General features: G+C 39.9%; 18 protein-coding genes. 5 read left to right on the top strand and 13 right to left on the bottom strand.

The window, feature by feature from the left end; translation table 11 throughout:
* Nucleotide 1 precedes the first annotated feature (1 nt).
* From B3317_RS17605 to B3317_RS17575, 7 genes are all read right to left on the bottom strand, one after another.
* Nucleotides 2–916 (bottom strand): acyltransferase, encoded by a 915-nt coding sequence (locus B3317_RS17605; protein WP_291114284.1) that lies wholly within the window; start codon nucleotides 914–916, stop codon nucleotides 2–4.
* Nucleotides 916–1,101 carry a hypothetical protein gene (locus B3317_RS17600; protein ID WP_291114282.1) on the bottom strand — a complete coding sequence of 62 codons (186 nt, stop codon included), beginning with the start codon at nucleotides 1,099–1,101 and terminating at the stop codon, nucleotides 916–918. Before B3317_RS17600 ends, B3317_RS17605 begins: the two co-directional genes overlap by 1 nt.
* Entirely contained in the window at nucleotides 1,101–2,351 is a 1,251-nt protein-coding gene (locus B3317_RS17595) for a glutamate-5-semialdehyde dehydrogenase (RefSeq protein WP_291114280.1), read from the bottom strand. Before B3317_RS17595 ends, B3317_RS17600 begins: the two co-directional genes overlap by 1 nt.
* Before the next feature lie 2 nt (nucleotides 2,352–2,353).
* Nucleotides 2,354–3,430: a glutamate 5-kinase gene (proB, locus tag B3317_RS17590; protein WP_291114278.1), complete on the bottom strand. Its 1,077-nt coding sequence runs from the start codon at nucleotides 3,428–3,430 to the stop codon at nucleotides 2,354–2,356.
* Between the two features lie 125 nt (nucleotides 3,431–3,555).
* The gene (gene rimM / locus B3317_RS17585; protein WP_291114276.1) at nucleotides 3,556–4,074 is read right to left on the bottom strand and encodes a ribosome maturation factor RimM; all 519 of its coding nucleotides are present in this window, start codon (nucleotides 4,072–4,074) and stop codon (nucleotides 3,556–3,558) included.
* A 95-nt stretch (nucleotides 4,075–4,169) separates the two neighbouring features.
* The gene (locus B3317_RS17580) at nucleotides 4,170–4,781 is read right to left on the bottom strand and encodes a DUF4290 domain-containing protein (RefSeq protein WP_291114274.1); all 612 of its coding nucleotides are present in this window, start codon (nucleotides 4,779–4,781) and stop codon (nucleotides 4,170–4,172) included.
* A gap of 344 nt (nucleotides 4,782–5,125) precedes the next feature.
* Nucleotides 5,126–6,856, bottom strand: a complete 1,731-nt coding sequence (locus tag B3317_RS17575; protein ID WP_291114272.1) for a S41 family peptidase — start codon at nucleotides 6,854–6,856, stop codon at nucleotides 5,126–5,128.
* A 388-nt stretch (nucleotides 6,857–7,244) separates the two neighbouring features.
* Here B3317_RS17575 and rfbA point away from each other — a divergent pair, with 388 nt between their 5' ends.
* From rfbA to B3317_RS17550, 5 genes are all read left to right on the top strand, one after another.
* Nucleotides 7,245–8,120 carry a glucose-1-phosphate thymidylyltransferase RfbA gene (gene rfbA, locus B3317_RS17570; protein ID WP_291114270.1) on the top strand — a complete coding sequence of 292 codons (876 nt, stop codon included), beginning with the start codon at nucleotides 7,245–7,247 and terminating at the stop codon, nucleotides 8,118–8,120.
* Nucleotides 8,121–8,307: 187 nt separating this feature from the next.
* Nucleotides 8,308–8,856, top strand: coding sequence for a dTDP-4-dehydrorhamnose 3,5-epimerase (rfbC, locus tag B3317_RS17565; RefSeq protein ID WP_291114268.1), 549 nt, complete (start codon nucleotides 8,308–8,310; stop codon nucleotides 8,854–8,856).
* A 9-nt stretch (nucleotides 8,857–8,865) separates the two neighbouring features.
* The gene (locus B3317_RS17560) at nucleotides 8,866–9,657 is read left to right on the top strand and encodes a glycoside hydrolase family 25 protein (protein ID WP_291114266.1); all 792 of its coding nucleotides are present in this window, start codon (nucleotides 8,866–8,868) and stop codon (nucleotides 9,655–9,657) included.
* Nucleotides 9,658–9,789: 132 nt separating this feature from the next.
* Nucleotides 9,790–10,791, top strand: coding sequence for a S41 family peptidase (locus tag B3317_RS17555; protein WP_291114264.1), 1,002 nt, complete (start codon nucleotides 9,790–9,792; stop codon nucleotides 10,789–10,791).
* Between the two features lie 967 nt (nucleotides 10,792–11,758).
* A complete protein-coding gene (locus tag B3317_RS17550) occupies nucleotides 11,759–14,047 on the top strand; it encodes an NADP-dependent malic enzyme (RefSeq protein WP_291114262.1) in 2,289 nt (762 codons plus the stop codon).
* 63 nt (nucleotides 14,048–14,110) lie between these two features.
* Here the strand turns inward: B3317_RS17550 and B3317_RS17545 are convergent, their stop codons facing one another.
* Genes B3317_RS17545 through B3317_RS17520 form a run of 6 tightly spaced genes read right to left on the bottom strand, consistent with a single transcriptional unit; the run spans nucleotide 14,111 to nucleotide 20,380 of the window.
* A complete protein-coding gene (locus tag B3317_RS17545) occupies nucleotides 14,111–15,478 on the bottom strand; it encodes a DUF58 domain-containing protein (RefSeq protein WP_291114259.1) in 1,368 nt (455 codons plus the stop codon).
* On the bottom strand, nucleotides 15,442–16,416 hold the full coding sequence (locus B3317_RS17540; RefSeq protein WP_291114256.1) for an AAA family ATPase: 975 nt from the start codon (nucleotides 16,414–16,416) through the stop codon (nucleotides 15,442–15,444). The genes B3317_RS17545 and B3317_RS17540 overlap by 37 nt, the downstream gene beginning before the upstream one ends.
* A 10-nt stretch (nucleotides 16,417–16,426) precedes the next feature.
* On the bottom strand, nucleotides 16,427–17,806 hold the full coding sequence (locus tag B3317_RS17535) for a DUF4350 domain-containing protein (RefSeq protein ID WP_291114253.1): 1,380 nt from the start codon (nucleotides 17,804–17,806) through the stop codon (nucleotides 16,427–16,429).
* Entirely contained in the window at nucleotides 17,796–18,542 is a 747-nt protein-coding gene (locus B3317_RS17530) for a hypothetical protein (protein ID WP_291114250.1), read from the bottom strand. Before B3317_RS17530 ends, B3317_RS17535 begins: the two co-directional genes overlap by 11 nt.
* A gap of 10 nt (nucleotides 18,543–18,552) precedes the next feature.
* On the bottom strand, nucleotides 18,553–19,431 hold the full coding sequence (locus B3317_RS17525) for a hypothetical protein (RefSeq protein ID WP_291114248.1): 879 nt from the start codon (nucleotides 19,429–19,431) through the stop codon (nucleotides 18,553–18,555).
* Nucleotides 19,418–20,380: a stage II sporulation protein M gene (locus tag B3317_RS17520; protein WP_291114246.1), complete on the bottom strand. Its 963-nt coding sequence runs from the start codon at nucleotides 20,378–20,380 to the stop codon at nucleotides 19,418–19,420. Before B3317_RS17520 ends, B3317_RS17525 begins: the two co-directional genes overlap by 14 nt.
* Nucleotides 20,381–20,407: the final 27 nt, after the last annotated feature.

Below are 20,407 nucleotides of genomic sequence, written 5' to 3'. Positions count from 1 at the left end.
GTTAAAAGAATATTTTTACCCGTTTATTTATTAAATATACAATGTAGGATAATACGATAGAAAGTATGACTACCAGAGGTAATTTGTATATCATATATGTCTGTGGCATTCCGAGGATATTCATTACAAGTGGATGTAGAAAATAGATACCGGAAAATAAAATAGCAACGAATCCTTTTCCTGACGACATTACCGGATGTTTCTGTAAATAAATGAATATAGCCGGGCAGAGTATCAATAGAGACAGAAGGAAATCATTGAAAGGGCTGAATCCGTTTGAATTGACATATCTTATGTAAGATTCTCCTATCAACGCAGCGAGGCCAATGCACATAACCCAAATGAGATAATTATTTTTTATTTTCGCCACCCAGCCCCTCGATTTTATACAATATCCCAGAGCAATGAAAGGGAAAGCCATTGTGATACCATTTCGGTAATGGTATATTCTGAGGTTGTCTAAACCACAATAAAACCCGATCATAAACAGAATAAAAGCAAGCACTAAAATATATCTATAGTCCTTAATGTATTTTTTAGACAGGAAAAGGGCTATTGTTCCCACTATCAGAGCGGGTATATACCACAGATGGAAAAAACCGAATGTAAGTATCAGAATGACACTCTTTATATTATAAATCATATCTATAATAGTCGGTAGATATATAAGGTTCCATACAATGTGGATAATAACCAAATGTTTCAGGTACTTTTTCAGGCTTTTTACATCATCCAGTTTTCCAGCTATATAATAACCGCCTGTTATGAAGAATATTGGAACGGCAACACGGGCAATACCATGTGTAATAATCCAGCCCCGGAATTCTCCGTAATCGAACAACGGCTGCATGTGTATGGTAATCACCAATATGCTAAGGATTATTTTGACATAATCGAGTAGGATATTACGTTCCATTATTCTTCTGTAAAATTCTTTCTTTGCGTCTTGCGGTTATATGCTTTTTTACTTTTGTGTACGGATGTAATACGTTTCCAACCTGCCGACCGGGAGAGTTCTTCATCCCTGCCTGCCTTTTTTACCGCTTTTATATAATCATCGACAGTTATTTTCCCTGTTGCCTTTTTCTTCTTTTTTTTCATTACCTGATTTGTCCGTCACCTTCTATTATCCACTTATAGGTGCATAGTTCATCCAATGCCATAGGACCGCGGGCATGCATTTTTTGCGTGCTGATGCCTATCTCTGCTCCAAGTCCAAACTGGGCTCCATCAGTAAATGCAGTGGATGCATTGGCATAAACGCAGGCAGCATCGACCATCTTTTCGAATAATCTGATGGCTTCACGATCTTCGCTTATGATGGCTTCACTGTGTTTGGAACTGTAAGCGGCTATATGCTGGATAGCTTGACCAATACCGGAAACGGTTTTGACTGCCATTTTATAATCGAGAAATTCTGTTCCGAAGCTGTCTTCATCCGCTTTTTTCAACAGATCATACGAATAGTATTGGAACAAAGCCTCATAGGCATGCTTATCCGCATATATTATAACATCCTTTTTCTCCAGATCTTCGCAGAGATAATGTAAATCGTCCAACCGGTCTTTGTCTATTACCAGACAGTCCAGCGAATTACACACACTCACTTTGCGTGTTTTGGCATTGGTAACGATATCCTTACCTTTCTTCACATCTCCTTCTTTATGGAAATAAGTATGACATACACCTGCACCTGTTTCAATGACCGGTATACGGGAGTTTTCACGCACATGATTAATTAATTCCTGTCCTCCGCGCGGAATGATAAGGTCTACATAATTACGGGCGTTAAGTAGCTCCTCCGTGGCTCCCCGGTCATTAGGCAATAGTGTACATACATTGGGATTCACCCCGTTTTCATCCAATACATTACGAATGATGTCTATAATAGCTTCGTTCGAAAAACGCGCGTCCGAGCCGCCTTTCAGAATACAGGCATTGCCGGATTTCAGGCATAGGGAAAATACATCGAAACTCACATTCGGGCGGGCTTCGTATATAATGCCGATAACACCGAATGGCACGGTTATTTTAGACAGATTCAGACCATTCGGTAATGTCTTTTGCATGAGCGTTTTTCCAACGGGGGAAGGTAGGGAGGCTACATTGCGGATATCTTTCACAATATCCATTATTCGCTGCTCATTTAATAACAGACGGTCATATTTTGGATTACTTGTATCCATCCGTTGCAAATCTTTCTGATTTTCGGCAAGGATGTAATACATTTTCGACTCGGTTTCTTTGGCAATAGCTTCCAGTATTGCGTTGATTTCCTTTTCTTCCAGTAAGTTCAGGCTTTTACCTGCTTCCATAACTAACCGGAACATGTTCTGGTGATAGTCGTCCATTTTTATTTTTCAATATATAAATAGTCGTAATGCACAATTGCTTTCTTATTATTTTTCCCTATCGTTTCTTTCGCTTTTTCGCTGCTGTACGAAGTGCGGCCAATGCCTACCTGCTTACCTTTCTCGTCGATAATGCGGACAATGTCATCAGCTTCGAAATTGCCGGAGATTTTTGTTACGCCAACAGGTAGCAGGCTCACAGCTTTATCGCTCAATAGAACTTCCGCCGCACATCTATTGATGTGTATCTCCCCTTTGGTAAAACCTTCGGAGTGAGCTATCCATTTTTTTATACTGTTTGTTCCTTTACCCGATGGTTTGAAACGGGTAGATACAACATCTTTTCCTTTTATGAGGTCTACCAGTATATTATCCCTGCGGCCATTGGCAATAATTACTTCAATTCCTTCTTCGGCGGCTCTGCGGGCCACATTGTATTTTGTGGTCATTCCTCCGCGTCCTGTGGCCGATTTGGACGACTGGATACAGTTTTCTATATCGTCTTTCTTAGCGTCTATTTCCCGGAATATGTATGCCCCGGGATTGTTGGGGTTGTCACTGTAAATTCCGTCTATGTTGCTAAGTATTATTAGCTTTTTTGCTCCCATCATTGCAGCTACGAGTCCCGATAATTCATCATTGTCCGTAAACATTAGTTCATTAACTGAAATGGCATCATTCTCGTTTACAATGGGGATGACCTTATTCTCGAGCATTACCGACATGCAATTCCTCTGATTGAGGTAATGGCGGCGTGTGGCAAAGTCTTCCTTGGTAACGAGTATCTGCCCGCATATAATACCCTGCTGATGAAACAGGTCATAATAACGGTTGATAAGCTTCACCTGGCCAATAGAAGAGTATAACTGGCGTGCCGAAATGGTGTCCAATTTCGCTTTTGCCTTAATTTCAGATTTTCCGGAAGCTACGGCGCCCGATGAAACCAGAATAACCTCTATATTATTTTTATGTAATTCTGCTATCTGATCTACCAATGCCGACATGCGGGTGAGATCCAGTGTCCCGTCTTTACGGCTCAATATTTGGCTGCCTATTTTTACAACTATGCGCTCTTTCATCGAAAATATACCTAAAAAAGCAAAGTTATAATTTTATTTTAAAGTAAAATGTTCGTTAATAGTGAAAATGGATGGAAAAATGGATTCTTAGGCCGGAATAATATATATCTATGAGGTATCAGACTTTAAATCAATCCTTCCGGAAGGACAAGATACAAAACCTTTTTCTTTGCATCTATTTTTTCTATGAAGTCTTCTGTGGCAGGAATTATAAGTTCATTCTCTCCATCTTTTACCAGAAAGAGAGTATTGATAGTTTTGTCGTCTATATCTTCAATTATACCCAGCTTGCCGGCCGTTTTATCTATAACGGAAAAGCCTATAAAGAAATTCCAGGAGTATTCTATCTCTTCATTACTCTCTTCTTCATAATATTTGCGTGGAAAATAAACCTCCAGGCCCGACATTCGCCTGGCTTTTTCCTCATCGTCGATATCCTCAAATTTTATCAGAGCGGTTTCTTTACCTTTGAACCTATATTCTTCTATAAAGAAAGGTACGAGAATATTGTCGATACGGCAAATAAGATACGGACAGTCTACACGGTCGAATACATCATTCTCGAAAGAAAAATTTATCTCCCCCTTTATCCCGTGAGGTTTGATAAATTTCCCTATTTTGAAAACTTCGTTTTCTTTTATCATATCTTATCAGTTAGCAGTAAACAATGAACAATTAGCAGTGAATAATAACGATCTATAATTTTTTCACTTTTTACTTTTCGTTCTTCACTTAAAAATCACTTCTTCTTTTGCTGCTGGTTTTTCTTCCCTCCGCTATTGTTGCTGTTATTGTTCCTTTGTCCGAGGTCTTTCATTTCGGGAAGTTTTATATTGGAGCTTCGTATGTCTATTTTATGATTCGACAAATCATATAGGTCGATAAATATTTTCATATCGTCCACTTCCTTATTCCACTGTATATATGATTTTTTCATATGAGTGGCAACAAGTAATATAAATTGCTCTTTCTCTTTTGGGTCTTCCAGTTCGGTAGCTAGCTTCACCATTTTTTCCAGAGTTTTACCATAATGGCGGTACTCCATATCGGGGCGGCTATATTCTATTTTTCCGGGTTTGGAATAAAGGTCTTCCTTCTTTACGATTTCATAGGGGTAGTCGATATCCAGTTTGAAATCGGCCATAATAGCGAGATGATCCCACAAGATGTGTTTAAAATCATTTACATCGCGCAGGTGCGGGAACATATTTCCCATTATATTGATAATAGTATTGGCACAGCGTTTGCGTTCATTTCGGTCAGGTACTGTAAGGCAGTAGTCGACCATATTCTGTATATTCCTTCCATACTCCGGAAGGGCTAGTTTTTTCAGTTGAGTATTATATTCCATTTTTAGTATCGGGTTATTATTCTTAATTTGATAATGTGCTGAAATCAGTTTGTAGGCCTTATAATTAAAATAAGTATCTAGTGCCGTGTTTTAAAGCTATAACTATCAATAATTGTTGTACTAGGATAAACAATAAACAGGTCCGCGACTTTCGTCTTTATTTCGGTTTGTCGGTTTCAGCCTTTACAGGACTGCAAAGATAATCTTTTTTAGTTGAACTCTTTGATAATGTCCTTAAAATATTGAATAAGAATGTAATTTTAAGCTGGTTATATCTCATTGTACAACCGTCTTAAAATAACAAAGCATCCGTTATCAGACGGATGCTTTGTTATTATTTTATATTAGTTCATAGCTACTTCGCTTGCTTCAACCGGAGCAGATAATGTTTTTTTGTATAATTCTGGATCGTTTAATACTTCTACGGCTTTGGCCAGTTCCTTATCATTTTTCAGGGTGTAGATATATTCTCCTTTCTGATAATGGTAACGTCTGATAATTTCTGTGTTTATCTGACGTGTAATGTCATCTTTAAATGTTTCCAGATCCCGGTCGAGATTCGGCACAAGCATTGCTTCCAGAGCTTTAAACTCTGCATCCGCATACTTCATGTATCCTTCAAATTCCATTACTTCTTTGAGCGAAGCCATTGATTTTTCACTCATACGGTCGTATTGAAAATCTTTTGACTTAACAAATGATTTGAAACTTTCATAGTCTTCATCCGAAATAGAGAATATTTCGGGGGAAGTAATTGATTTATGCTTTGCGGCCCAGTCTGTAACCCAGTCGAATACGATAAACTGATTGGAAAGATAGTATGTTATGGTAGGAGTTTTCTCTTCTTCGAATGCGATATCAGGCGAAACACCGCCTCCGTCTCTTACCGGACGGCCGATTTCAGTTTTAAATACCGTTGTCAGACTGTCAGGGATACGCCCTACACTGCCATCCGCATTGCGGTGTGTGTAATCTATGGCTTGAATACATCTTCCGCTCGGAATATAATATTTGGAATTGGTAACCTTCACACCACCTCCGTATGGGATTTCTCTTGTTGACTGTACCAATCCTTTACCATATGTGCGTTCACCTATGAGTACCGCTCTGTCCATATCTTGTAACGATCCTGCAACGATCTCTGCCGCTGAAGCCGAGCCTCTGTCTATAAGTACGACAATAGGTATTTCAGTATCGATAGGTTCGAGTGTAGTACGGTACGTCCTGTCCAGTTGTTTCAGCTTTCCTTTGGTAGATAAGACGACTTTTCCTTTCGGTACAAAAAGGTTTACAATCTGGACGGCTTCTTCAAGTATTCCGCCTCCATTCTGGCGAAGGTCGAAAATTAAGGATGTTACTCCCTGTTTTTTCAGATCGAGGAATGCCTTTTTCACATCCATTGCACTTTTATCGGTAAAAGTAGGGCTGAAATTGATATATCCTGTAGAGGGAGTTATCTGGCCATAATACGGTATAGGATCGATAGTGATTTTCTCACGTACCACCTTTACAATAAAGGGCTTTTTCTCGCCCGGACGCTCTATCTTTATTTGTATCGATGTCCCCGGTTGTCCTTTCAGGTTAGAACTAACAAAGTTGCTCAGTGTACGGCCGAAAGCTTCTCCTTCTACCTTATCGCAGGTAGTCATGTCTTTGCCGTCTATTTCGAGTATGTAGTCACCGGCTTTTAAACCTGCTTTATCGGCCGGCTTACCTTCAAAGGGCTCTGTTATAGCTACTTTTCCGTCCTTGAAGGCAATGCTGGACCCTATGCCGGCATATTCGCCGGAAATCTGGGTGCTGAACTCCTTCATGTCGTCCTTGTTGAAATAAGTCGTATAAGGATCGAGGGTGTTGAGCATATTGTCAATCCCGCTGCGGATAGTTTTGTTCAGATCCAGAGTGTCTACATAAAACATATCTACTTCCCGCACAATGGAATTGAATATTTCAATATTCTTATTTATGTCGAAATAACGTTGTTGTTGATTTTTATCAGGAACGTTCTGCGCCTGAATAAAAGAAGCTCCGGTAAGAACCGGGATTGTCAAAAATGTGATGAATCTATATTTCATTAATTCTATCTGTTTATGTCGCAGACCTATTTATTACATTTAATAAGTGAAACAACAAGTGTGAATTATGATTCGATAATGCATTGCTAAATCCTATCTCTTACTCATTGTTCTAAAAAACACCACAAAGGAATACTTTTTTTTATAAATAGCGAAATTTGACAGGGTTATATATATCTTATTTTTAACAAAAAAACATAAAAGGATAATCAGGTAATGAAAAGTTACGAGTTACTTCGCCCTGCGGGCAGTTACGAGAAAACAAGTAGACGGGTTGCAAATTGGCTGACGTATAAACGGAGCAGAGTGGCGAAAAACTCGTAACCCGTAACTTGTAACTCGTAACTATTATCTTATATTTGCATTTGAATAAATAAACAGAGCAAGCATGAAAGGAATTATCCTCGCAGGCGGGAGTGCCACACGACTTTACCCTTTATCCAAAGCAATATCGAAGCAGATAATGCCGGTATATGATAAACCTATGATTTACTATCCTTTATCTACATTGATGCTGGCAGGTATCCGTGAAGTATTGGTCATTTCCACACCTCGCGATTTACCGATGTTTGAGGCGTTGCTGGGTACGGGCGAAGAGCTCGGGATGAAGTTTGAATATGTAATACAGGATGTTCCTAACGGTTTGGCTCAAGCCTTTGTACTGGGCGAAAAATTTCTGGATGGAGAAGCCGGATGCCTCATTCTCGGAGATAATATGTTTTACGGACAGGGCTTTTCCAAAATGCTGAAAGAAGCTGCTACAATAGAAGAAGGAGCATGCATTTTCGGCTATTATGTGAAAGATCCCCGGGCATATGGAGTTGTTGAGTTTGACGAAGATGGCAAGGTGATGTCGCTGGAGGAAAAGCCGGAAAAGCCTAAATCCAACTATGCGGTACCCGGGCTTTATTTTTACGACAAGACTGTCTCCGCAAAAGCGAAAGCGTTGGAGCCATCGGCCAGAGGAGAATTTGAAATCACCGATCTGAACAAGTGCTATCTGAACGAAGGGACTTTGAAGGTTCAATTATTCGGACGTGGCTTTGCATGGCTCGATACCGGGAATTGCGATAGTTTGCTCGAAGCCGGGAACTATGTTGAAACAATACAGAACAGGCAAGGCTTTTATATATCTTGTATAGAGGAAATTGCATGGCGCAACAAGTGGATCGATAATGAACAACTGCGGGTTTTAGGCAAACGCCTTGATAAAACAGCATATGGACAATATATACTTAGTTTACTGGACCCAGAAACTGTTTAAATTTTATCGAAACATTTTCTTATGAGATATCTTGGATTATTCTTTGTTTCTTTTTTATGCTCTTTTTGGCGTATTTCCTCTATTTTATTTTTGATTTGGCCCGCCAAATCTGCAAATAAAATAGTGAAAATTCATCCATAAATAGCTATAAAAAATAAAACAATAAAATTTAAACAGTTTCTAAAATATGAAATTTACAGAGCAGAATATAAAAGGAGTCTGGATTATAGAGCCCCGTGTATTTACCGATGAAAGGGGCTATTTTATGGAATCGTACCGGAAAGATGCTTTTGAGGAGCATATCGGCAGAGTTGAGTTTATTCAGGATAATGAATCGAAGTCGACCCGTGGCGTGTTGCGCGGATTGCATTATCAGACGGGTAAATATGCACAGGCTAAGTTAGTCAGAGCGCTTAAAGGCAGCGTGCTTGATGTGGTTGTGGATTTGCGTAAATCGTCACCCACCTTCGGCAAATCTTTAGCTGTGGAACTTACCGAAGATAATAAAAAGCAATTATTCATACCCAGAGGTTTTGCCCATGGATTTCTGGTGCTTAGCCCCGAAGCCATTTTTTCTTACAAAGTGGACAATGTATATGCCCCGGGATATGAGGCCTCGCTTTTGTGGAACGATCCAACAGTGGGTATTGATTGGGGGATAAAAGAGGAGGAACTGATTCTGTCGGCAAAAGATAAAACAGGTAAGCTTTTTACTGAGACTGTTGTTTTCGATTAAGGTAAGCCAATGGCTAAGAAAATAGTAAGAAAGCGAACCCTGAAAAAAACAGGCAGAAAGAAAGCGACGAAATTTGAACCGAAAAGGCTTATTCTGCCATTTGTCATAGCTGCGTGCCTGTGTGTTGTGGCGTTCTTCATTATAAAAGATTATTTTGGAGAATCCGAGTCTTTCGATTCCAGCAAGTATTTTGTAAAGGGGGTGGATGTATCCCATCACAACCCGATTCTTAACTGGGAGAGTGTATTGGAGCAGAACATCACTTTCGCTTATATTAAAGCGACAGAAGGAACTTCCCATGAAGACAGGAATTATCCCTACAATTATGATTTGGCGAGGGAAACCAATATAAAGGTGGGTTCTTACCATTTCTATACATTCGGCCTATCCGGAAAAGAGCAGGCCCGGCACTTTCTGAAAATAGCGCGGTTTAACGCCGGAGATATGCTGCCGGCTATCGATGTGGAACATTCACCGGCCAATCCGTATAGTAAGGATAAAGACTATATTGAAGTTGTCGTAAGTGAATTGAAAGTGCTGGAAAAGGAGTTGTATGAGCATTTTGGCATCCATCCGGTCATTTACACAAATAAAGATTGCTATAAATTATATATCAAAGATAATTTTCCTGATAACCTGATCTGGATGTGTGACCTGCATAATGAGCCGTCCGGTGATGTGAAGAACTGGCGTATATGGCAGTTTTCGCATAAAGGGGAATTGCCCGGGGTGGATGGCGATATTGATTTGAACTACTATCGTTATTCATTTCAGGAGTTTAAAGAATTATTATTACCTTGAGGCTCTAAATATAAATACTGTATGAAAATAAGCATGAATTGCAAAATCGGCGGAGCCAATCACCATTCATCTAAGTGCATGATAATTTTGTCATGCGAGTTTCCATACATCCATTAAAAACAAAATTATAGTATGAAATATATACTTTTCATATCTCTTGCATTTGTTTTCTGCTTTTCATCATGTTTTGATGAAGATAAATTCGATAATACCAGAAAAGGAAACTTTGAGGCTTTGTGGAAAATAATGGATGAGCATTACTGTTTTTTCAGTTATAAGGATGTGGACTGGAACGAAGTCCATACCCGTTATGCAGCACGTATAAGTGAGAGTATGAGCAACGATGCCTTGTTTACGGTATTGGGAGAAATGCTGGCTGAGGTAAAGGACGGGCATGTGAATCTGGTGGCGACCCATGATGTAGCCCGTTACTGGAAATGGTACGAAGATTATCCATATAATTTCGACACCAAAATACAGGATAATTATCTTGGGACAGATTACAGTATTGCCAGCGGATTGAAATACAAAATACTGGATGATAATATTGGTTATGTGTACTATAGTAGTTTTTCGAGTGGGATCGGCGATGGTAATCTGTCGCAGGTATTCGACCGTCTGGCCGTATGTGACGGAGTAATCCTCGATGTAAGGAATAACGGCGGGGGGCTGATGACTAACAGTGAAAAACTCGCGTCTTATTTCTTTAATGAGAAAACCCTGGTAGCTCATATCCTTCACAAAACAGGGAAGGGGCACAATGATTTCTCCGAACCTTATGAAATGTATATCGAACCTGCAAGCGGGCTGAGATTCCAGAAAAAAGTGGCGGTACTTACCAACCGCAGGTGTTATAGTGCAGCTAATGACTTTGTAAACGCAATGCGTTATGCGCCTAACGCCATTATTATGGGAGACAAGACGGGCGGAGGCTCCGGTTTGCCTTTCTCTTCCGAATTACCGAATGGCTGGTCGGTACGTTTTTCTGCATCACCCGTTCTGGATGCAGAGAAAAAGCAGATAGAATTTGGCATCGACCCCGATATACATCAGGACATGACAGATGAAGATATGGCTAAGGGATTAGATTCGATAATCGAAAGAGCCAGAGAGATATTGAAGGCTAATAAATAACGTGAATCAATGATTTAAATAATCTTGAATCAAAAATCACTTTTTGCAAAATACTTTATCTATGTAGTTAGCCGATAGCCTTTAGCTGTTAGCTGATAGTATTTCTTTGAAATATTGATATGAGGATTTAAAGATTCAAGGTTTAATGATTTAGAAATTGAAAATGAGTAAAAGTTGTAACCTTTGTTACTTTTTAAGAGTTACGGGTTTGCCTCGCCTTCGCTTCGGCGAATGTTATTTCTGCGCGCTGCGGCTAGTTACGGGTTGGCTGGCGCCCTGTTTTGTCTCACACAAAGACGCAAAGACGCAAAGGTTTTACATCTTACTGACTGCTAACTGCTAACTGTTTACTGTTAACTGAAACATGTGTTACCTTTTGCGCTTTTGCGCCTTTGCGTCTTTGCGAGAGTATATTGTTAACTGTTATAAGTGTTACCTTTGTTACTTTTTAACTATATATAGTTAACGGATGTAAATTAAATAGAGTGGAAATAATGAAAAAACTGTCAGATGTGTCAGGTTTTAACCAAATGTAGTTAATAAACGTAAATATAGTAATGAATTATGAGTTTTAAATAATAAGCTGAAAGACCTGTATTTCTGTTAACTGATGACTGCTAACTGTAAAAGTTGAACTCGGTTTATGATGGTTTTATAGTTAAAATGCAAAATGTAGAGAAATTAAGATGTTACCTATTATTATACTATTTTCATCATCCCGCGTCAAATTGTTGTATTAAAGCTAAATATCTAATCTTATTATATTGTATTTTGACTTTATGATGTTAACGAAGTTGAAAAGGATTGTATATAACCTTTGTTTTCTATCATTTTTATGTTGAAAAACAGTTTTTATTGTCATAACGATTAACCTAAATTTTGCCTGTATCAGATTCCTTTTTTGTAACTTTGTTTCTAATTCATGCTAGTTGATATAATTAGTAAAACTTATAAAAATCTTAAGATTATGCCTAAAGTTACAAGAGAAGCTGCTTTAAAGTATCACTCATCAGGCAGACCGGGAAAAATTGAAGTTGTTCCCTCAAAACCCCACAGTACTCAAACCGATTTAGCTTTGGCATATTCGCCCGGTGTAGCCGAGCCGTGTCTGGAAATAGAGAAATATCCTCAGACGGCATATGATTACACGGCTAAGGGGAATCTGGTGGCAGTTATATCTAATGGTACCGCCGTTTTGGGACTGGGAGATATCGGAGCCTTGGCAGGTAAGCCGGTAATGGAAGGTAAGGGATTACTTTTTAAGATATACGGAGGAATCGACGTCTTTGATATCGAGGTGGATGAGAAAGATCCGGAGAAATTTATACAGACAGTAAAAGCGATTTCCCCTACATTCGGAGGAATCAATCTGGAAGACATAAAAGCTCCTGAATGTTTCGAAATAGAGCGACGTCTGCGGGAAGAACTCGATATTCCGGTGATGCATGACGATCAGCATGGCACGGCTATCATATCGGCGGCGGCATTGCTTAACGCGCTGGATGTATCAAATAAGGATATTTCGAAGATAAAACTGGTTGTGAACGGGGCAGGGGCTTCGGCTGTTGCCTGTACTAACCTGTATATGAAATTCGGAGTCAGGAAAGAAAATATAATTATGTGTGATAGTAAGGGGGTACTTACTACGAGACGTAATGATTTGAGTGATATTAAGAAATGTTTTGCAACCGATAGGGATATAACAACGCTGGCTGAAGCCTTAGAAGACGCCGATGTATTTTTAGGCCTGTCCAAAGCTGATGTACTGACAAAGGAGATGGTTCGCAAAATGGCTCCGGACCCTATTGTATTTGCTTTGGCGAATCCTAATCCCGAGATTTCATACGAAGAAGCAATGGCTTCCCGCGATGATATTATTTTTGCCACAGGCCGTTCAGACTATCCTAATCAGGTCAATAATGTGCTGGGATTTCCCTATATATTCCGCGGTGCGCTTGATGTCAGGGCTACAGGTATCAATGAAGAAATGAAACTGGCTGCGGCACGTGCTATTGCCGATCTGGCAAAGGAACCTGTTCCGGATGTTATCAATACAGCCTATGAGTTGAAGCGTCTGTCATTCGGTAAAGAATACATTATACCTAAACCTCTCGATCCGCGCTTGCTGACGACAGTTTCTGTTGCAGTAGCGAAAGCGGCTATTGAAAGTGGCGTTGCCCGTAAGCAGATTACCGATTGGGATACATATGCGAACAAGCTATCGGAGATGCTGGGTTACAGCAATAAGCTTATACACCGTCTTACACATTTGGCAAAGAGCGATCCTAAGCGGGTTGTATATTGCGAGGGTAACCATATCAATATGATAAAGGCTGCGATATTTGCACATAAAGATGGTTTGTGCCATCCTATCCTGTTGGGAAGTGAAGATCGCATCAGGAATATTGCCGGTGAAAACGGGCTTGAACTGAATGGAATACAGATTATAGATCATCGTAATATATCGGAAGATGTGAGGCGTAGCCGTTACGCAAAGATATTAAGTGAAAAGAAATCGAGAGAAGGTATCCGTTATCAGGAAGCCTTCGAGAAAATGAGCGACCGTAATTACTTTGGTATGATGATGGTGGAAACAGGGGATGCCGATGCTGTGATAACCGGAATTTACAGCCATTATCGTGAGTTCGCCCGTACTGCGCTGGAAGTTATCGGATTGCGGCCGAATTACAAGCATTTTGCAGCAATGCATATTGTGCATACCAAGAAAGGGCCTTTCTTCCTGGCAGATACGCTTATCAACCGCTGGCCGGAGGAAGATGTGCTGATAGAAATAGTGAAGCTGACACACGATGCGGTCAAATATTTTGCAACAGAGCCTGTAATGGCAATGTTGTCGTTTTCCAATTATGGCGCGGATGATAACGGTAGTCCGAAGAGTATCGCTAATGCTGTACGGTACTTCCACGAGAATTATCCTGAATTCAAGATCGACGGCGAAATGCAACTGAACTTTGCAATGAACAAGGAGCTAAGAGACAGGACTTTCCCTTTCAATGCACTAAGAGGTAAGGATGTGAATACATTGATATTCCCGAATCTGAGCTCTGCGAATATATCCAGTAAGCTGCTTATGGAACTGGGTATCGCCGGCGAAAGTATCGGGCCTATTCAGATGGGACTACGCAAGCCGGTTCATTTCACTGATATTGAGAGTTCTGTAAGGGATATTATAAATCTTACGACTGTTGCTGTCGTGGATGCGATTGCATCTCAGAGCGGACAATTGGAAGAGTAGTAAGTATTAGGTCTAAGTATATTGAGTAATAAATAATAAGTTATTACTCAATATACTTAGTACTCATATCAGGCCTCTCGATTTGAATTCCAGATATTTATTGATGGAGTCGATTGTCAGATTCTCGGGTTTCGACAATATTGTGTAAATTCCGTACCTGTTCAGTTCTTTCACAATAAGTAGTTTGTCATACGACAGTTTTTCAGCCATCCCTTTACGGAAAGTTTCTTCCAGATTGGTGGGTGAGGTATCCAAAACTTCGTTAAATTCCGAGTTGAGGAAGAAGGCTACCAGAATCAGGTGATCTTTGGCCATACTGCTCAGGTATTTCAATTGGCGGCGCATACCATTTACTGTTTCGAAGTTGGTATATAGAATTATCAGGCTTCGCTGTGTCAGTTTACGGCGTACAGTGACATATAGGCGTTCATAGTCGGCCTCCTTGAAATCGGTTTGCTGAGCGTACAGAGTTTCCAGTATCTTGTTCCGTTGGCGACGATGCTTGTCGGCAGGCAGTATTTCGTCTATCCCTTTCGAAAAGGTAATCAATCCGGCTTTATCGCCTTTGTTAAGTGCTGTACTGCATACCATTAATGTTGAGTTGATCGCATAATCGAGCAATGTCAGTCCATTGAACGGCATTTTCATTGTGCGCCCTTTGTCTATAAGGCAATATATAGGTTGCGACTTTTCTTCCTGGTATGTATTTACCATAAGTTGGTTCATACGGGCTGTTGCCTTGTAGTTAATTGTACGGGGATCGTCGCCGGATATATAATGTTTTATATGATCGAATTCCGTTGCATGTCCTATCCGCCTGATTCTTTTTACCCCGTAATCGGTCAGACGGTGCGATGCCGCCAGTAATTCATATTTATGCATTTCTATAAATGATGGATATACCGCCACATCCTTATGGTTGTCGAAGATATATCGCCTGCTGACGAAACCGAACAAACCTGCCACATAAACATTTAAAGCGCCAAATTGATATACTCCCCGTTGGGTGGGGCGCAAGTCGTAATAAAAGACTTCCGATTTGCCGGCTTCCAGAGAGGTTTTAAATATCAGATCCCTTTTCTGAAATTGGAAAGGAACTTCTTCTACTATTTTTATCCTGACTTTGAAGGGGTATTTATTTGTGATAGAGATAGATATTGTATTCTGATCGCCATTGGATAGTCTGTCGGGGCAATTACGTGTTCCTGTTATTCCTTTCTTCTGACGAAAGACCGTGAATATATCCAGCAGGATGAATACGCAGAATACCCCCAATGCGAGCTGCATCAGATAGAAATATTCATCGAAAATAAAGCATGCAAAAAGTCCTATCACACATAATGCCAGTGTAATAAAAAGGAGGTTTGTAAGATAGAGACTCTTAGTAAACCGTATTATCGGGGAACTTCCGCTTTGTCTATCAATTGCCATATAATTGTATCGGTGGATGTACCGTCCATTTCTTTTTCGGGTGTTAATAATACTCTGTGGCGAAGCACAGGCACAGCCATTTCTTTTATATCGTCAGGCGTGATAAAATCTCGGCCTCTGATGGCTGCCAGCGCTTTCGATGCATTCAGGATGGCCAGGGAAGCACGAGGCGAGGCGCCTAATGTTATCCATGGACTCTGGCGGGTGGCAGATACTATTTGCGCAATGTATTCGAGTAAATGATGTTCAACCAGCACTTTTTCTACAGACTGACGCAAACGGTTGAGTTTTCCGGCATCCAATACAGGGTTTATATCTGTATCTATGGTGAGTTCGCCTTTGTTCTGGCGATCGAGAATAGCGATTTCATCGACGATATTCGGATAATCCACTACTATCTTGAAGAGGAAGCGGTCCAGTTGTGCTTCCGGCAGGCGATAAGTACCTTCCTGTTCGATAGGGTTTTGTGTGGCTATTACGAGGAATGGATAATCCATCTTATATGTGGTACCGTCATTTGTAACCTGACGTTCTTCCATCACTTCGAACAAGGCTGCCTGAGTTTTGGCTGGAGAACGGTTAATCTCGTCTATCAGGACTATATTGGAGAATATAGGCCCTTTCTTGAATTCGAACTTAGCAGCTCCCGGCAGGAAAATACTTGTGCCTAATACATCTGACGGCATCAGATCGGGGGTAAACTGGATACGGCTGAATCCGACATCGATTGTTTTAGCTAAAAGCTTTGCCGATAACGTTTTTGCAACGCCGGGCACGCCTTCTACCAGCACATGACCATTTGCCAGAATAGCAACAATCATTTGTTCTATCAACTGATGCTGGCCGACAACAACCCGCCCGATTTCGGTTTTTATGTTTTGAACACTTTGGCTCAATTCGGAGAAATCTATTCTCGACTGGAATTCTAAATCTGACATATATCTCTGTTTATTTGTTCTTTACGGTTCTGTAAAACTCTTCCAACAAGTTATTGTATCTCAGGAATGGTTGGGTTTCTATAAAGGCCAATGTGGATAAGTCTTTATAGATATGGAACAGTTCACTGAGCCGGTCTTTATCCATTCCCGATTTCGCACTCAATACATTTACAAATTCATTGTCGATGTTTTCGGTGGACATATAATAATGCTTCCTGATGTAATCGAGGAAATATGCATGCCGTTTTATTAATATGGTCATGAAATCGTTCTTACGGTAATAAAGGTTACTTATCGTTCCCAAAAATTCTAATGATGAATTCACCGGAGGCTTGATGATTGGAATAGCCCGTTGGATACGCTTCGAACGGAATAGCATGAACAGCAGAAACCCGATGAGGATAGCATATAATGCTACACGTAAGGGCGGATTATTCAACATTACCTTAAAATCGCTTCCTTCGCCCAATGGACCCTGCTTCTGATATTCGTCCCAAATTATCTTGCTGTTTTTGGGCAGGTATGATAAACACCGGAATCCGAAATCGTATTTCCCGGTTTGAAGCATGTTCACATTTGCAAAAGCTGATGGTACGGAATGCAGGTAAATATGGCCTTTGCCATACTTAACATCGATAAATACGGTATCTTTCTTATTGTTAAAGGCCAAAGATCTGACAGAGAGTTTACAACTATCCGTATTAAATTTTACTTGTCCCTGAATACTACCGAAACTGTATTTTCTTGCAGGGTGGTCAGTAAGGTTATAAACTGTATCTGTCTGGAAAAATTTTGTATCCGTCTTTATATTTAATGTATCCAAAAGCTTTCTGTCTATCGTTTCGGCAGAAATAAAGACATTATTACCCAATCCTACAAAGTCCAGCATATACTCCATATCAAGCTTATCGAGCGTAAAACTTGTGTTTATAAATATATATGAGGTAGTATCTGATATATTATCCAGATCGGCATACCATGAAGTGGGATCATATTCTTCCGCAGGGATACTGCTGATTTCTATTTGTTTTTCTATATAACCTGTTGCCGAGTCGGTTTCATAATCCGGATAATCAGTGACTGTAGATTCCTCATATGTATCGTAATAATCCTTGTCTTCGTATGAGTATGAATCATCATAAGTAAGATATTCTCCCACATTTTTCTTCAGGTTATTATAGACAGGCATACGGGTGATGCGTATATTCTTTTTATCGAAGATATCACTCAGTAACTGGTATGTAATATAGGTTCCGTAAGGTCCGGTTTTAGAATTAATAAAAGTAGGTGACCAGTCCACAGGTTTTGGCGCCTTAGATCTTGCGAATGAGAGTCCGAACAATAAGAGGACTATCACCACTATGAGTGCTATCATCTTCTTATCTTTCATTGGCTATCATTTTAGAGAAAGACTCCATCCGGTTATATATAACAGGGAAGTTAGTTTCATCGGGCATGAATTCACCATACCATATATAATCAAAAATATGCGTCGTTTCCATAAATTTGGAACGTACGGTCTGATTTTCTATCTCGTACTGGTAACTGTAGTTGGTCTTATTTGGCTTCCACTCTATAAATTCCTTATCCGTTAAAAGTTTCAGGTTTTTTAGATAAAGGAAGCGTATAACAAGGCGGTAATCTTTATTTTTCAACGCATTCGCTATCAGTGAATCAAAATCCATGTTGTGTACATTCTCGGTATAAATATCGATTTCGGGTGTATCCATCTTTTTTTTGCCGAACACAGTCCTGAGGTCTACCCCGGCAAATTTCAGTACAATCAGACATATAATAACAATAAGCGCTATCAGGACTATAACTCCCGGAAAGCCTGATCTTGTTACAGCAGAGAATATATCAGCAAAGAGATTGAAGAACCAATTTTTAACTTTATCCCACCATGATGGGGCTTTTTCTACTCTTTTGTACTGGAAGCGATTATCGTTCTGGTATTCTTTTATTTTCGCTTCATCGGGGATTCTGAAGTCTACAGTCTCCGGTACAGTGGGTGTTGTAATGGCTTGTACAGAGTCTGTCTGTGCCGGAAGATATGAGAATAAACATATGAAGAATATAAATAATATACTCTTTATAAATGTTATATCTATCTTATTATTCAACACAGAAACCGGATTAATATGGGATGCTTGGAGGAGTATCGTTCTGGTTTCCTATACTGTCTATCTCAGATTCCAGGTCGTTGCCTTCTATCTTGTTGCGATGGCTGTAATACATCACACCCATAGCCATATACATGGCTGTATAGGTAAAAATATATCCAACAAAAAGAATCATAGTGGACAAAATAAAGAATATTTCACTGGTGAAAAACTCGACCTGAAGCATACTCGCTATCAGCCCCACATAGAACGGAACGATAAATACCATACTGACCATCCCTATTATGAAAGAAAAGGTTATTGCATAACCTAAAGTCACCCAGAAATTATTCTGAACAAGTTTTATACTATATTGGAAGCTGTCGATGACACCCAGGTCCTCATTAACATAAGCATATAAATAAAAGCCCAGATAGACAGCTGCAACAATGCCCGGTATATAACACAAAAGACTACCTATCATAACTGCCAATCCGAAGAGAATCCCTCCGCCAAGGGCAGGTAATGCGATTTTAGGTACTTTTTTCCATACCTCCGAATTATCTACTATACCATCTTTCGACTTTACATATAATGCCATGTATGAGATGGTAAATAATGCCATTAAAAACAAGGTAAGTATCAGTAATAAATAAGCTGCTATCCCTCCAATAATACTTAGATATGAGAAATCATCGAAGATTGTATCCGGATTATTATGCCCCGAGCCTATCTGATAGTATAGTTTAAACAGGTTCGGCATAAAGAATGCAGCTATCAGCAATAGAGGTATCAGATAAGAAACACCCCGCGCAACAGGAGCAAAATTCTGTTTGATAAATTTTATCGCCATATCGAAATTGCCGCTAAAATCGCGGTTTCCGTTCAATCTGATTTTTTCACGTGTCTCCATTCACTTTTTTGTTTACGAGGTAAGGATAATAAATAAAATACCATATAATAAATAAAGCCGACAGGCCTATTATTGTCAGTTTAAGATATACAGGCATATCTGTCAGGCGGGTAATATAACTTTCTATAAAGGCCGCTACTACAAAGACAGGAACTAAACCTACAACTATTTTTACAGCATCTTTTACGGCTTTCTGCACGGCATCTATCCGTTTGTAAGTTCCGGGGAACAGAATACTGTTTCCCAAAACCATACCTGCACCTCCGGCGATGATAATAGCCGATATTTCCAGCGTGCCATGCAGCCATATGATGGACGCCGATTCACCGAGTAACCCGTATTGGTAGAAAAAATATTGGAATACACCCAGCATTACTCCATTAGAAAAGAGTATATAAACTGTTCCAACCGAGCAGAGTATGCCGAAAATGAAAGCATAGAATGCTACCCTGATGTTATTGGTTCCTATGCCAAAAAACATCCACCCTTTAGCATCATCTTTATATACCGCCATCGGATCACCGTTTTCTATGTTTTCAAGAGTCATGTTCACGTATTCCTGCCCGAGTACTACGCCTGCAAAGTTAGACTCCTGTTGCAGGGAAAATATACCTAACAGTACGCCTGCAAACATGAACAGGAATGCATGGAGCATATTTCTTCTATACCGGTACATGATAAGCGGCAATTCGGTTTTCCAGAAACGAAGAAAACGGCCGTTCTCTTTTTTACGGTATTGGTATATATTAATGAAATACCTGCCGGCGAGCTGATTAAGATATCTTACGGTTTGGGATTTGGGGTAAAATGTACGTGCATACGAGAGATCGTCTGTAAGTTCTATGAAGTTGTCAGCGAGTGTTTCAGCCGGAATATCTTTATCTTTGGTCTGACTGTCTATCTGCTGCCACTTATTCCTATTTTCCTTAATAAAGGCCGCTTCTCTCATTCGTTTGTAGTTCGTATATTGAATTAT

Origin of the sequence: Dysgonomonas sp. UBA7710 (assembly GCF_002482385.1) — a bacterium.
Taxonomy (GTDB): Bacteria; Bacteroidota; Bacteroidia; order Bacteroidales; family Dysgonomonadaceae; genus Dysgonomonas.
The sequence above is the reverse complement of the archived record's forward strand: the minus strand, read 5'-3'. Positions and strand labels throughout refer to the sequence as shown.

What these genes read in the sequence shown, in the direction of transcription:
- B3317_RS17560 (WP_291114266.1), top strand. Translation starts at nt 8,866, where the DNA reads ATGGCTAAGAAAATAGTAAGAAAGCGAACCCTGAAAAAAACAGGCAGA.
- rfbA (WP_291114270.1), top strand. Translation starts at nt 7,245, where the DNA reads ATGAAAGGAATTATCCTCGCAGGCGGGAGTGCCACACGACTTTACCCT.
- rimM (WP_291114276.1), bottom strand. Translation starts at nt 4,074, where the DNA reads ATGATAAAAGAAAACGAAGTTTTCAAAATAGGGAAATTTATCAAACCT.
- B3317_RS17525 (WP_291114248.1), bottom strand. Translation starts at nt 19,431, where the DNA reads ATGGAGACACGTGAAAAAATCAGATTGAACGGAAACCGCGATTTTAGC.
- B3317_RS17545 (WP_291114259.1), bottom strand. Translation starts at nt 15,478, where the DNA reads ATGGCAATTGATAGACAAAGCGGAAGTTCCCCGATAATACGGTTTACT.
- B3317_RS17605 (WP_291114284.1), bottom strand. Translation starts at nt 916, where the DNA reads ATGGAACGTAATATCCTACTCGATTATGTCAAAATAATCCTTAGCATA.
- B3317_RS17600 (WP_291114282.1), bottom strand. Translation starts at nt 1,101, where the DNA reads ATGAAAAAAAAGAAGAAAAAGGCAACAGGGAAAATAACTGTCGATGAT.
- B3317_RS17580 (WP_291114274.1), bottom strand. Translation starts at nt 4,781, where the DNA reads ATGGAATATAATACTCAACTGAAAAAACTAGCCCTTCCGGAGTATGGA.
- rfbC (WP_291114268.1), top strand. Translation starts at nt 8,308, where the DNA reads ATGAAATTTACAGAGCAGAATATAAAAGGAGTCTGGATTATAGAGCCC.
- B3317_RS17550 (WP_291114262.1), top strand. Translation starts at nt 11,759, where the DNA reads ATGCCTAAAGTTACAAGAGAAGCTGCTTTAAAGTATCACTCATCAGGC.
- B3317_RS17520 (WP_291114246.1), bottom strand. Translation starts at nt 20,380, where the DNA reads ATGAGAGAAGCGGCCTTTATTAAGGAAAATAGGAATAAGTGGCAGCAG.
- B3317_RS17575 (WP_291114272.1), bottom strand. Translation starts at nt 6,856, where the DNA reads ATGAAATATAGATTCATCACATTTTTGACAATCCCGGTTCTTACCGGA.
- B3317_RS17595 (WP_291114280.1), bottom strand. Translation starts at nt 2,351, where the DNA reads ATGGACGACTATCACCAGAACATGTTCCGGTTAGTTATGGAAGCAGGT.
- B3317_RS17535 (WP_291114253.1), bottom strand. Translation starts at nt 17,806, where the DNA reads ATGAAAGATAAGAAGATGATAGCACTCATAGTGGTGATAGTCCTCTTA.
- B3317_RS17555 (WP_291114264.1), top strand. Translation starts at nt 9,790, where the DNA reads ATGAAATATATACTTTTCATATCTCTTGCATTTGTTTTCTGCTTTTCA.
- B3317_RS17540 (WP_291114256.1), bottom strand. Translation starts at nt 16,416, where the DNA reads ATGTCAGATTTAGAATTCCAGTCGAGAATAGATTTCTCCGAATTGAGC.
- proB (WP_291114278.1), bottom strand. Translation starts at nt 3,430, where the DNA reads ATGAAAGAGCGCATAGTTGTAAAAATAGGCAGCCAAATATTGAGCCGT.